This window comes from Flavobacterium psychraerolatum, assembly GCF_025960985.1.
Taxonomy (GTDB): domain Bacteria; phylum Bacteroidota; class Bacteroidia; order Flavobacteriales; family Flavobacteriaceae; genus Flavobacterium.
Window position 1 is genome coordinate 23,386 of sequence record NZ_JAOQMX010000020.1, and the last position, 13,853, is coordinate 37,238.

Below are 13,853 nucleotides of genomic sequence, written 5' to 3' on the forward strand. Positions count from 1 at the left end.
TAGCAACTGATACAAAACACTCAAACAAAAAAGTTTTCGACCCTTCAACAAGCTCAGACAGACATCATAATTCTATTTATGATTCTTCAATACTATCAACTTACTGTGATGCTGAAAAAGGTCTTCGACAAGCTCAGACTGACAGCGTGAAGTAGCAACTGATACAAAACACTCAAACAAAAAAGTTTTCGACCCTTCAACAAGCTCAGACAGACATCATAATTCTATTTATGATTCTTCAATACTATCAACTTACTGTGATACTAAAAGAGGTCTTCGACAGGCTCAGACTGACAGCGTGAAGTAGCAACTGATACAAAGCACTCAAACAAAAAAGTCTTCGCCCCTTCGACAAGCTCAAACGGACATCGTAGTTCTATTTATGATTCTTTCAATACTATCAACTTACTGTGATGCTGAAAAAGGTCTTCGACAAGCTCAGACTGACAGCGTGAAGTAGCAACTGATACAAAACACTCAAACAAAAAAGTTTTCGACCCTTCGACAAGCTCAGACAGACATCATAATTCTATTTATGATTCTTTCAATACTATCAACTTACTGTGATGCTGAAAAAGGTCTTCGACAGGCTCAGACTGACAGCGTGAAGTAGCAACTGATACAAAACACTAAACAAAAAAGTCTTAAAACCTTCGAAAAAACCTCAGGACAGGCTAGCTCTAACTGACATCCGGTTACTAGTTATAACATTTTACTCTGTCTCCAAAAACAAAACCAAATCTACCTCCTAGCCCCGATTGAAGTGGAAATCCTTGTGGCGGCTGGCATTTATGCCGCCACAAGATTGGAGCGGAAAGCGGGAACTTAGCCTTCTGAAAGTGCCAAATCATTCGCTCCTAATCCAAAAAATAAGCACAAAAAAATAGGCTGTCCTTGTGAGACAGCCTATTTTGGTATTTATGATTTGAGCTTATTTACTCAAGTACATTTTTCTTCTAGAGTACAATTCGTAGAACTGATCGTCTTTTAAGTCATCGATAAACAAGATACTTTCTCCGGTTGATTTCATCTCTGGCCCTAGTGCTTTGTTTACATTCGGGAATTTGCTGAAAGAGAAAACTGGTTGCTTGATGGCATATCCTTTTAATTGTGGATTGAAATCAAAGTCGGTTACTTTATTGTGTCCTAACATTACTTTGGTAGCGTAGTTCACATAAGGCTCACCGTATGCTTTTGCAATAAACGGAACCGTACGAGATGCTCTTGGGTTGGCTTCAATGATATAAACTACATCATCTTTTACCGCAAACTGAATGTTGATTAAACCCACAGTTTTTAATCCTAAAGCGATTTTCTTAGTATGGTCTTTGATTTGTTGCATTACAAATTCCCCTAAGTTAAAAGGAGGCAAAGTAGCGTTACTGTCTCCAGAGTGCACTCCACAAGGCTCGATATGCTCCATGATTCCGATGATGTATACGTTTTCACCGTCGCAAATTGCATCAGCTTCTGCTTCGATCGCACCATCAAGGTAGTGGTCTAACAATAATTTATTTCCAGGAATGGTTTTTAGCAAGTTTACTACGTGCTCTTCCAATTCTTGTTTGTTGATTACGATTTTCATCCCTTGACCACCTAATACATAAGAAGGACGAATCAATAATGGAAAGTCTAAAGTATCTGCCAAAGCCGAAGCTTCGTCAGCGGTTTCAGCGATTCCAAATTGTGGGAACGGAATTTCTAACTCAGTCAACAAGTCAGAGAAACGTCCTCTGTCTTCGGCTAAATCTAGTGCATCAAAACTAGTTCCGATGATTTTTACTCCGTATTTAGATAATTTTTCAGCTAATTTCAGTGCCGTTTGACCACCTAATTGCACGATTACACCTTCTGGTTTTTCGTGTTGGATGATGTCGTATATATGCTCCCAGAATACTGGTTCGAAGTATAATTTATCAGCTGTATCAAAATCAGTCGAAACCGTTTCTGGGTTACAGTTGATCATGATTGTTTCGTAACCACATTCTTTAGCCGCTAGAACTCCGTGTACACAAGAGTAATCAAACTCGATACCTTGTCCGATACGGTTTGGTCCAGAACCAAGAACTACGATTTTCTTTTTCTCTTTTACAATACTTTCATTATCTACATAACGAGTACCATCTGCTTTTTCAATTTCAGCTTCAAAAGTAGAATAATAGTATGGTGTTTTAGCTTCAAACTCAGCTGCACAGGTATCTACCAATTTAAATACACGGTTGATGTTTTTGTCCATACGAAAAGTATGTACTTCACTTTCTAAACATTTCATCATGTGCGCGATTTGTCTGTCGGCAAAACCTTTTTGTTTCGCTTCCAACAACAACTCTCTTGGTAAAGTGGCAATTGTATATTTAGTAATTTCTTTTTCAGTAGTATATAGTTCTTCGTATTGTTTTAAGAACCACATATCAATTTTAGTAATCTCATGGATACGACTCAACGGAATACCCATTGCGATTGCATCATATATAATGAATACACGATCCCAACTTGCATAAGTTAATTTTTCAATTACTTGCTCGTAGTTAGTATTCTCTTTTCCGTCAGCACCTAGACCGTTACGTTTGATTTCTAAGGATTGAGTTGCTTTGTGCAATGCTTCTTGGAACGAACGTCCAATTCCCATTACCTCACCTACTGATTTCATCTGAAGTCCAAGAGTTCTGTCTGAACCTTCGAATTTATCAAAATTCCAACGAGGGATTTTCACAATCACATAATCCAAAGTCGGTTCGAACAAAGCCGAAGTCGATTTTGTAATTTGGTTTTGCAATTCGTCCAAGTTGTATCCTAAAGCTAGTTTGGTTGCAATTTTTGCAATCGGGTAACCTGTCGCTTTAGATGCCAAAGCTGATGAACGAGAGACACGTGGATTGATTTCAATCGCAACGATATCTTCTTTTTCGTCAGGTGATACAGCGAATTGTACATTACAACCTCCTGCAAAATTACCAATACTACGCATCATTAAGATCGCATAATCACGTAATTTTTGGAAAGTAGTATCTGACAATGTCATCGCAGGCGCCACTGTGATCGAATCTCCAGTATGGATTCCCATTGGGTCCATATTTTCAATCGAACAGATGATTACTACGTTGTCATTTTTATCTCTTAATAACTCTAATTCATATTCTTTCCATCCCATCAAAGCTTTGTCAATCAACACTTCGTGAATTGGAGAAGCCTCCAAACCTTGCGTTAATAAACGGTCAAAATCTTCTGGTTTGTACACGATAGAAGCTCCTGTACCTCCTAAAGTAAATGAAGGACGGATTACTAATGGGAAACCAAATTCCTGAGCAATTTCTTTCCCTCTTAAGTAAGAAGTACAAATTTCTGCTGGTGCAGTTGGAACATCGATTCTTTTAAGCAATTGTTTAAACTGCTCTCTGTCTTCGGTAATATTTATGGCGTTCACATCAACACCAATCATTTTAACTCCAAAATCATTCCAAATCCCTTTTTCATCCGCTTCCAAACACAAGTTCAAAGCCGTTTGTCCACCCATTGTAGGTAAAACAGCATCAATTTGTGGGTGCTCTTTAAGGATTTCGATAATTGATTTGGTAGTTAAAGGCTTCAAATAAATATGATCCGCCATAGAAGGATCGGTCATAATAGTGGCTGGATTAGAGTTTATCAAGATAACTTCTATTCCTTCCTCACGAATAGATCGTGCAGATTGAGATCCTGCGTAATCAAATTCACAAGCTTGACCAATTACAATTGGACCTGAACCTATTATTAAAACGGATTTAATCGATGTGTCTTTCGGCATTTTTATATAATTAAAGGTGTGATATTATAAATATTTCTCAGCTAAAGGCTTAAAGATAAACATGTTCTTCAAGTTTTACCCGACTAGGTATAAAAAAAGGCGATACTAAAAAAAGTAACGCCTTATTTATGTTATTTAAAACATTATTTTTTGTGTCTTGGGTCACAAGAAACAGTCAATTTATGTCTTCCTTTAGCTCTTCTTCTAGCAAGAACTTTTCTTCCATTCGCAGAAGCCATTCTGTCCATAAATCCGTGCTTATTTCTTCTTTTTCTTTTCGATGGTTGAAACGTTCTTTTGCTCATTGCTTTGTATCTTTAAATCTTATTTATATGTCTTATTGTTCTTTTGAAACCGAGTGCAAATATACAAAGTCTTTTTTTTCTACCAAGCGCTTTTTTAAAAATATTTCAATAAAGTTACAACTAGACTATTTTACAGCCTAAAATAAGTCACAAAATACCGCTATAGAAGTCTCATATTTATCAAAAACCAACCGAAAACGCTCCAAACTCCCTCATAATCAATCCATATACAGATTTGCCTTTTGTTTACCTACTATACTACTGATTTTACTATCTTTGTGAACTTAAAAATAAAAAAACTTATGTTTCACAAAAATATCAAACTAATCTTAGCTGGATTAATACTAATTGCAAGCGTTTGGCAATTTACAGAACACAATATTGGTAACGGAATCTTCTTAATTCTACTTACTATAATCCCAATTTTCTTTTACTTCAAAAACGAATTCATCTTATTGGCTTTCCTTAAACTTAGAAAACAAGATTTCCAAGGTGCTACCAAAATGCTAGCCTTCATCAAAAACCCAGAAGGTGCTTTGGTTCAAAAACAACAAGGATACTTCAATTACCTACATGGGATCATGTTGTCACAAACCAACTTGACGCAAGCCGAAAAATATTTCAAAAAAGCAATCGAACTAGGATTATCAATGGACATGGATTTGGCCGTAGCCAAACTAAACCTTGCCGGTGTAGCCATGACCCGCAGACGTAAACTTGAAGCTACCAACCTATTGACCGAAGCAAAAAAACTTGACAAACAAGGCATGCTAAAAGATCAAATCAAAATGATGAAAGATCAAATGAAAAAAATGTAAGCACCACTCCTTATATATACCAAACCACTTAGCGCAATCTAAGTGGTTTTTTTATGGGGTGTTGGGAGGTGAAAATGATAAGTATTTGGGCGTGCCATCACCATACAAAGGGGCTAAATATTGTTTGCGCATACAAAGCCCCTTTCTATAGTGCTGTCAGGCTTTCGGCGCTACTACGGTAGCTTGCCTCTATCCTTCACGCAAACGCTGATAGTTTGATGATTTTGGTTCAAATTACTATTATTGGAATAATTTGTAAGAATAATTTAATATATTTACTTAAACAAATAGGTATAACCGTTGACATATATATCTAGACAAATTTAGATGGCTTTGTATTATTTTGTCATACATAGTATACTAGTTACACCCAATAACCGAAAATAAGAATGGCGACAAGAAAATATTTTGAAAAAGAGATTATAAAAAGATGTCAGAATCCAAAAGTTAACACGAATGGCTATTTATTAGATAATTCTCAAAATTTACTTGAAGGAGTTGATATTGATTTATTTCAAGACGATTTAATGAGTGGTAGTGGAAATGAATTAAAGAGTAAATTCAATGCAGTCTTTTCTTCTTCTGCACTTGCAGTTAATAATTTTTCTATTGTAAAAAAACATCTTTCACAGTTTAATTGTTTTAATTATTCAAATTTTAATGAAGCAAAATTTGAACGTCAATTTAGAACAGGATTAGAAGGGACGCCACCAAATCTGGATTTTACAATTGAAAACAAAGATGTTATAATAGCATTTGAATCCAAATATCTTGAAACAACAGAAAAAAAGGAAGTGAAATTTGTAGATTCATATTCTAAAAAGAAATTGGATTATCTTGATGATATGTGGTTTGATTTAATCAAAAAATATAAAAATTTAAAGTTATATCTTGATGTAGCTCAATTAATTAAACACTCAATTGGTTTAATTAATCATAAAAGACAAAACACTCATCAGAAAACAATTCTTGTTTATTTATATTGGACTCCGGAAAACCACAATGATTACCCTAATTTTATACAACATAATAAGGAACTTGTTGAATTTGAAAAAGACATCAAAAAAAGCAAAGATTTAGAATTTATAAGTCTAACATATAATGAATTCTGGGAAATATACGATGATTCTTATTTCGATGAACATTTTAAAAAAATGCGAAATAGATATAAAATTAGAATATAAATTAAATAGGTACACCACCGCTACACTTGTTTGCGGGCTTTCCATTTCTATCCCTCACCCAAAACTCCCCAAAATACACTTTCATTTTAGTACAAAAAGTTTGCAACATATAAAAATATTAGTTTTATATTTGAAAGAAATACGCTATGCAGAATCGAGTACCCACCCGATACTACGTGTACAGTGGTTGCTTTGTTGCGACTCTATGCTAGTTGTCAATAAGTCTAACCAAAATTAATTAAAAACACTTTAAAAATAAAAAAATGAAGCTAATTTTTAAATTATTATTTACATTTTCTTTTATGATTTGCTCGGCAAATGAGAATCCAAAATTACAAGACTATAGAAAATATATTCTCACTTTAAATCAAAGTAAATATTATTCAACATCAATTGCGGCAAATAAATATAGAGAACTTTTTAATAATGAAAGGATTACCATAAAGGATAGTGCTTTTGTAATATTTGAAATTTTTTATGACAACGTACAAACTAAAGTAAATGAATTACACTCAATTGACGAAACTGATTATTTTACTTTTATTTCGCCTGATAATAATCAAAAAATTCCTGACTTAATTTTAAATTACAAAAATAATTTAATAGAAAATGGTTTCGACATAGCAATAAGCGAAGGAGGTACTTGGATTAAAAAAGACAGAAATTTTATTTCAAAAAACTTCTATGATTTTATTTCACCTGAAATGAAAGAATACTGTACATTTCTTAATATAGTTGAAAAAGAAGAGACGTTAGATGATGGTGCTTTAACAATTACACCTACAAGATTAGCAGAAAGAATTATTTGGCTTGAAAACTTTAATAATTCTAATCCAACTTTCATATCAATTAATAATGTAAATGAGTATTACAGGAGATTTCTTTACTTTCTACTTAAGGGTTCGGATAATACTGATATATTAGATATGAAAGATATTATTAACCAAAATTTCTCTGATGCATATGATTTTATCACTCTTGAAAATTCAAAATCTAAAACATCAAATTATGTTTTACCTTTTTATCAATTTTTAAAAAATAAACAAAAAACTGAAGCAGATTACCTCATAGAAAAATATAATAGGGAAGGAATTATTGAACGTTAAAAAAAGATAAACTACCAATCAAGACCCAAATCAAATTGAAAATAAATCGAATTTGTTCACAATATCAGTTTAAAAATTAACAAAGGAATGTCTAAATAAAACAATATGTTAAAAAGAATATTAATTTTCGGTTTATTATTATCATTACAATTTAGCTATTCACAAATAAATCTATTATCATTTTCAAAACAAGATTTTGTTTATGACAATACAACAAAGAATTTAAAATCACAATCTGATGTGAAAAAAATTTTAAGATCCTTCTCTTTCATCCTAAAAGACCCAAAATCAATAACTATCAGTGAAATACTTTCTTCACAAACAATCTCAAAAAGATATGATGTTATATCAATTGAAGATGATAAAGTTAATGATTTGATAAACTTCATAATTAAAGATGAGAAAAAAATAGAATATACTTTAATGTTATCAATAAAAAAAAATCAAATAGTATTAGTTTATCTAGAAAATAACGAAACCTTTGTCGCAGATTACAGGTTAATAAGTACAAAAAATTAATAATTATAATAACTAAAATGGAAAAACAACATTGGGTAGAAATTTATAACCCCTGCTCCGCAAAGTGTAGCTGCTGCGCGAATACCTCTGACTTCGCACCCACAATAATGAGCAAATAATAAGTACAGTCACAAAAGGCTGTACTTTTTTTGTGCTTTTTTTGACAGAAAATTGATATATTGCAATAACAAATCGGACTGGGTACGAAGTTGGGAGAATGCACACAGAGAAGCTTTAATGCGGAACAATTATATTTTATAGAATTTCATTCCCATACTATTTTTCAATAAGGATTAAACATAATTAACTGAACATAAAATGGATATATATTACAGAGTTGAATCCCGCTTCTGGCGACGAAAAATTGGGAATAAACTTGACAATTGGATAACTGGTATTGATAATTCAGATGCTTATGTAGATACAAATCAAGAGTTTCGTCATGCATCACCTATTGAAGCCCGTAAAGCTGCTTTCGATCATTATCAAAGTATTATTGATGTGCTTTATGAAGGTTTAAATAAAAAATATACCCATGATTATCAGGCTCGAATAGATTTACAATATTTCTTGGATTCCGGAAATTCTGTTGAGTTAGGAAATGAGAATAAATTTAAAATATCCGATGATTTCTTAAATGCAATAGAGGTCTATATGATTGTAGAAAAACCATTTGAAGACAAAAAGCTTAAAGCAAATGGTACACACTGCATTCATGGCATTCGATATGTGGATTATAGTGACAGACTTGATAGCGATTTAATAGAAAATCTGAAAAATTTATTTTTAGAGCGTCAGTATTACGAAGATTATAACTATCCTACTGGAAAAGAAAAAGTATTAAAGCATTTTGACCCAATTGGTGGTACTGCTGAATTTTATTTGCAGACTCCTTATGATTGGGACAACTTAATGACTGATTTTGAAGGTCAAGAACTGATGAAAAACAACAACTTGTAACATATTGGAGTCCAATTTTTTATTCGAGTATTCTGCCACACATTAAGTTCAGCGTACCCAGATCTCCCAAACATACAGACAATCGGTTAGCGCAGTCCCGACGCTTATGGTTATCTGCGCCCTCAATCAACACCCACATCATAAAAACTCTGAGATAAATTGATTAAATTTGGGCATTCAACTAACAAATCAAACTATGCTCGATAAGGACTTTGTCACCTCTCAAATAAAAAAGAATATTAAACTTTTCAACCCATTAGATTTTTGTAATAATGGCGGTTGGGCTAATTTTGATGAACTAGAGATTGTTATCTTGAGTGATGTAGAAAATACAAATGGTAATCACGTAAAAGTATCTATACTTTACAGCTGTGACTATCCTGCTTCATGTTCCTGTTTTGAAGGAAACTCAAAACCAGATTCGTTACACAAAGAACTATTTATTGGCAATGATGGATCTTTTGAGGTCTTGAGTTAAATCACATAACGCTGATGCAACTGTCTCATTGGTAAATTCATTATAACTACTTACCTGTTAATTTCATAATATACGATTTGATAAAGCAAGATGTAGTCTAGCAAACGTGATTACTACTCTTCGGTCACAATGACTTTGTAGGGCTGGTTTACGTATATGACTTAGATAAAATCAACATATTATAGGGTTCAAAACGTTGTGAATCTCTGTGTTCCTTTGTATGTCTTTGCGTAACAACACAAAAATTGTTATTCAACAGAGAAATCTCACTAATACTAAGAATCATTATGAGTTTTATATTCGGTTTATATTTAGTAAATTAGTAGCTAAAGTATTAAATCAATCAAACAATGATTTCAATTACAAAAGATATAAAGCTACACTTGAAAACATTGTGTTTATTTACTATGTTTTCGGTTATGGGATGCAAACCCGATAAAAATTTGTCAAATGAGTTAAAAAAAGCTGAAAATAGTCTAAATGTAGTTCCAACGACAAAGCAATTTAATGATTATTGGTATTCGGGTAAAGCGGAACTGAAAAGCTATGAATTGAAGCAATCTCGTTATGGAGAAATCCATAAAGGGGAAGTTATATTGGTATTTGTAACAGAAGCATTCTCACTTAGCAAACAAGCAAAATTAGACAACCCTCAAGATGCTGGAAGTGATAATGTAACAGTTATGAAATTGAACAATATTAGAAAATTCACTACAGGCATCTATGATTATGCTATCCTAACGTCTACTTTTACGCCTATTGATTCTCAAAAACATCCTTATACCTTAAAATCAAATACAAGTATGCAAGAATGGTGTGGACATGTTTTTTCACAACTTAACCTCAAAGGAAAAAAATATGAATTCCAACAATTCTCTTATTTTGAAACTGAAGGAGATATGGAAAAAGATATCCCTGTCGCTCTACTAGAGGAAGAACTCATGACACGCATGAGGTTAAATCAAGGCCAACTACCTTTAGGCAAAATGGATTTGATTTTCTCAACGTTATATAGCCGTTTTACACATAAAGAACTAGAGGTTTCCAAGGCTAAAATAAGCAAAACAGAAACCGATACCGCCTTAAACTATAAAATTGAATACTTGATGCATGATAGAAAGGTTGCTATCGAAGTACAAAAAGCATTTCCTTACAAAATTCTATCGTGGACAGAAGATGATGGCGATGGATTGATAACAGAAGCTATATTAAAAAAAAGCATCAATGAACCCTATTGGAACCAAAAAGGTGCAGCTGATAAAGATAAAAGAAGGGAATTAGAATTAATGCATTAAAATTTTTAATCATACAGGAACTGCGTCACTTATTGAATAAAAAGAACTTGATTTAGCAACCATAATTACTTCTCTTCGCTCGCAAAGACTTTGTCGCTTTTTTTTGAGTAACTCCCTTTGCATTATTTAAATACCTTTATAAATCTCTGTGTTTTCTTTGGGCAGCTTTCTTTTGTTTTCATAATAATCAATTCCTTAGGGTTTCTGAGGGTCGCGACAAAAAAAACCACAATCTCCATTACTGAAAATTGTGGTTTTTAGTGCTGTTAGAAAACAGACTAGTCGATCGCTACTTTGTAGGTTGGGTCTTCTAAAATGTTCACATCTATTATTTCGTTTGCATTGTGCAGCAATTGGAGACAATCGGTACTTAGGTGTCGCAAATGAATTTTCTTACCTATTTTAGCATAACGTTCTGTTAGTTTATTGACTGCATCGATGGCACTCATGTCGGCAATTTTACTTTCTTTGAAATCAATAATTACTTCTACAGGATCGTTAGCAACATCAAATTTATCTAAGAAAGCCGTTGTAGAAGCGAAGAAAAGCGGTCCGAAGATTTCGTAGTGCTTCACTCCTTTGTCATCAACATATTTTTTGGCACGAATACGTTTGGCGCTTTCCCAAGCGAAAACCAAAGCTGAAATGATTACTCCAATCAATACGGCTAAAGCTAAATTGTGCAGCATAATCGTGATTACAGCTACTAGCACTCCAACGAAAATATCTTGTTTTGGCATTTTGTTGATGATACGGAAGCTAATCCACTCAAAAGTTCCTATTGCTACCATAATCATCACTCCTACTAGCGCTGCCATAGGCAATTGCTCGATTACGGGCGCTCCTACCAATACGATTATCAAAATGGTCAATGCAGCCACGATTCCAGACAAACGAGCTCTAGAGCCTGCGGATAAGTTGACCAATGTTTGTGCAATCATAGGACAACCTCCCATTCCGAAGAAAAATCCGTTTAATAAATTGGCACCACCTTGAGCAATGCATTCTCTATTCCCACTCCCTTTTGTTCCTGTAATCTCATCAACAAGGTTCAAGGTTAGCAAACCTTCGGTCAAACCAACAGATCCCATGATTAAAGCATACGGAAAAATAACTTGTAAAGTGTTCCAACTCCAATCTATATTAGGAATGTGAAACGGCGGTAAACCACCACTAACGGAAGCGATATCAGATACCGTTTTTGTTTCGATTCCAAATCCTAAAACGATTCCGAATACTACTAAAATTGCAACTAATGACGATGGAATAGCTTTGGTAAATCGAGGTAATATTAATACAATTCCAATAGTTAAGGCTACTAATCCTGCCATAACATATAAAGGAGTACCTGAAAGCCACTCGGTTTGCCCGTTGACTACAGTTTTAAATTGTTCTAGTTGCGACATGAAGATAATAATTGCCAAACCATTTACGAATCCATACATCACGGGTTGTGGCACTAAGCGGATGAATTTACCAAGCTTGAAGAGTCCCACCAATACTTGTAACACTCCTGCTAACGCTACGGCTGCAAAAACATATTCCAATCCATGTGATTTCATCAATGCAATTAATACAATAACGGTTGCCCCTGCTCCACCAGAAACCAATCCTGGACGACCACCAAAAATAGCAGTTACTAATCCCATAATAAAAGCGGCATACAAACCTACCAATGGAGGGAATCCTGCTAGAATTGCAAATGATAACGATTCTGGAATCATGGTCATTGCTACGGTTAGGCCTGCTAAAATCTCTGTTCTGTAATCTACTTTTTGACTAAAGTCAAATAGGTTAAAATACTGTTTCATTTTTAATTTTAAATTGAAAATCGTCACTAAATAACGATTTGTAAAGTGGCGCAAAGGTACTTTTTTTTAATTAAGATAAAAAGGGTAAGCCACATTGAAGTCTAAAACATAATATATCAATAACTTAGAGCAACTTACAAATGCTATTTAGTTTACCATTATCTTAGTTTAAATAAACAGATACTCTCTCGGTTAAGAGCCGAATTTTCCTTAAATTTGAATGAGAAGATACTACTTCAAATTAGTACAAAAAACATGTTATTCTTGTTCATTAAAGCATCTTACAATCATTTTTTAAACTAAAAATTACGAGATTATGCCTTTTATAGATTATTACAAAGTATTGGACGTTGACAAAAAAGCAACTGAAGCAGAGATCAAAAAAGCCTATCGAAAAATGGCGCGCAAATACCATCCCGACCTCAATCCTAATGATAAGGTCGCGGAACAAAAATTCAAGGAACTTAATGAAGCAAACGAGGTATTAAGTAATATCGAAAACCGTAAAAAATACGACCAACACGGTGAAAATTGGGAACATGCTGACGAAATTAATAAGCAGCAGTCACAACAAAGGCAATATAGCAATGCTGGCAGTGGTTTTGGTAATGCACAATCTGGTGGTCAAGACTACTCTGATTTTTTTGAATCTGTTTTTGGTGGCGGAGGTCAAAATAGACAACGAGGTGGTCAAAGGCAATTTAAAGGACAAGATTTTAATGCTGAATTGCAGTTAGATCTAAAAGATGTTTTTGAAGATCACAAAAGAACGCTAACAGTTAATGGAAAAAATATTCGCTTAACAATTCCTGCTGGTGTAGAGAATGGACAAATTATAAAAATCCCTGGTCATGGTGCCGACGGTCAAAATGGCGGACCTAAAGGTGATTTATACATTACGTTTTCTATAAATAATGACGCCACCTTTAAGCGAGACAAAGAGAATTTATACAGTACCATTGATTTAGACTTGTATACTGCAGTATTAGGTGGTGAAATCACCATCCCTACCTTTGACGGAAAAGTAAAATTAAAAGTTGCCGCAGGAACACAAAACGGTACACAAGTCAAACTAAAAGGAAAAGGTTTCCCTGTTTACAAAAAAGAGGGACAGTTTGGCAATTTATTTGTGAGCTACACTATTCCGATCCCGACCAATTTGACCGAAAAACAAACGGAATTATTTACCGAACTTTCTAAGAACTAATATTATGAGTACTGAAAATTTTATCGCACTTGATACACTTTGCATTCACTATAAAGTAACCTTATCTTTCTTTTATAATTTAAGCGATAACGGTTTAATTGATATTGAAGAGATTGCAGCAACACGCTATATTCATCAAGATTCCTTACACGAAATTGAAAAAATCATCCGAATGCACCAAGACCTAGACGTAAACATTGAAGGAATTGACGTAGTACTTAATTTACTCAAAAAAATAGATGCACTAAAAACGGAGCTGCATGCAGTGAGAAATAGGTTGCGCCTATATGAAAATTAAAATCATAGTATTTAACTACGAATTACATAAATTAACACAGATTCAAAATTCTAAAAATTATTTGCTTTAATTTTGGAATATTTGTGGA

12 protein-coding genes are annotated in these 13,853 nt (G+C 33.7%); 9 read left to right on the plus strand and 3 right to left on the minus strand.

Translation table 11 applies throughout. The features are described from left to right. Nucleotides 1-931: 931 nt before the first annotated feature. Both carB and rpmH read right to left on the minus strand, forming a co-directional pair. Nucleotides 932-3,784 carry a carbamoyl-phosphate synthase large subunit gene (carB, locus tag M2326_RS09145; protein WP_264619257.1) on the minus strand — a complete coding sequence of 951 codons (2,853 nt, stop codon included), beginning with the start codon at nt 3,782-3,784 and terminating at the stop codon, nt 932-934. 143 nt (nt 3,785-3,927) lie between these two features. Continuing rightward, entirely contained in the window at nt 3,928-4,089 is a 162-nt protein-coding gene (rpmH, locus tag M2326_RS09150; RefSeq protein WP_026706823.1) for a 50S ribosomal protein L34, read from the minus strand. Between the two features lie 302 nt (nt 4,090-4,391). Here rpmH and M2326_RS09155 point away from each other — a divergent pair, with 302 nt between their 5' ends. The 7 genes from M2326_RS09155 to M2326_RS09185 all read left to right on the plus strand — a co-directional run bounded on the left by M2326_RS09155 (nt 4,392) and on the right by M2326_RS09185 (nt 10,449). Beyond that, nucleotides 4,392-4,907 (plus strand): DUF2892 domain-containing protein, encoded by a 516-nt coding sequence (locus M2326_RS09155; protein WP_264619258.1) that lies wholly within the window; start codon nt 4,392-4,394, stop codon nt 4,905-4,907. 389 nt (nt 4,908-5,296) lie between these two features. Then, nucleotides 5,297-6,091 (plus strand): PGN_0703 family putative restriction endonuclease, encoded by a 795-nt coding sequence (locus tag M2326_RS09160; RefSeq protein WP_264619259.1) that lies wholly within the window; start codon nt 5,297-5,299, stop codon nt 6,089-6,091. Nucleotides 6,092-6,354: 263 nt separating this feature from the next. Beyond that, nucleotides 6,355-7,197 carry a hypothetical protein gene (locus M2326_RS09165; protein WP_264619260.1) on the plus strand — a complete coding sequence of 281 codons (843 nt, stop codon included), beginning with the start codon at nt 6,355-6,357 and terminating at the stop codon, nt 7,195-7,197. A 105-nt stretch (nt 7,198-7,302) separates the two neighbouring features. Then, complete coding sequence (locus M2326_RS09170; RefSeq protein WP_264619261.1) at nt 7,303-7,716, plus strand: hypothetical protein; 414 nt, start codon at nt 7,303-7,305, stop codon at nt 7,714-7,716. A 318-nt stretch (nt 7,717-8,034) separates the two neighbouring features. After that, on the plus strand, nt 8,035-8,676 hold the full coding sequence (locus M2326_RS09175) for a hypothetical protein (RefSeq protein WP_264619262.1): 642 nt from the start codon (nt 8,035-8,037) through the stop codon (nt 8,674-8,676). 196 nt (nt 8,677-8,872) lie between these two features. Beyond that, a complete protein-coding gene (locus M2326_RS09180; RefSeq protein WP_264619263.1) occupies nt 8,873-9,154 on the plus strand; it encodes a hypothetical protein in 282 nt (93 codons plus the stop codon). 350 nt (nt 9,155-9,504) lie between these two features. Continuing rightward, on the plus strand, nt 9,505-10,449 hold the full coding sequence (locus M2326_RS09185) for a septum formation inhibitor Maf (protein WP_264619264.1): 945 nt from the start codon (nt 9,505-9,507) through the stop codon (nt 10,447-10,449). A gap of 278 nt (nt 10,450-10,727) precedes the next feature. Here the strand turns inward: M2326_RS09185 and M2326_RS09190 are convergent, their stop codons facing one another. Next, nucleotides 10,728-12,260, minus strand: coding sequence for a SulP family inorganic anion transporter (locus M2326_RS09190; RefSeq protein WP_264619265.1), 1,533 nt, complete (start codon nt 12,258-12,260; stop codon nt 10,728-10,730). A 316-nt stretch (nt 12,261-12,576) separates the two neighbouring features. Between M2326_RS09190 and M2326_RS09195 the strand changes: the two genes are divergently transcribed. Together M2326_RS09195 and M2326_RS09200 are read left to right on the plus strand one after the other, a co-directional pair. Next, nucleotides 12,577-13,467: a J domain-containing protein gene (locus M2326_RS09195; RefSeq protein WP_264619266.1), complete on the plus strand. Its 891-nt coding sequence runs from the start codon at nt 12,577-12,579 to the stop codon at nt 13,465-13,467. 4 nt (nt 13,468-13,471) lie between these two features. Further along, complete coding sequence (locus M2326_RS09200) at nt 13,472-13,765, plus strand: chaperone modulator CbpM (RefSeq protein WP_264619267.1); 294 nt, start codon at nt 13,472-13,474, stop codon at nt 13,763-13,765. The last annotated feature ends 88 nt before the right edge of the window (nt 13,766-13,853 follow it).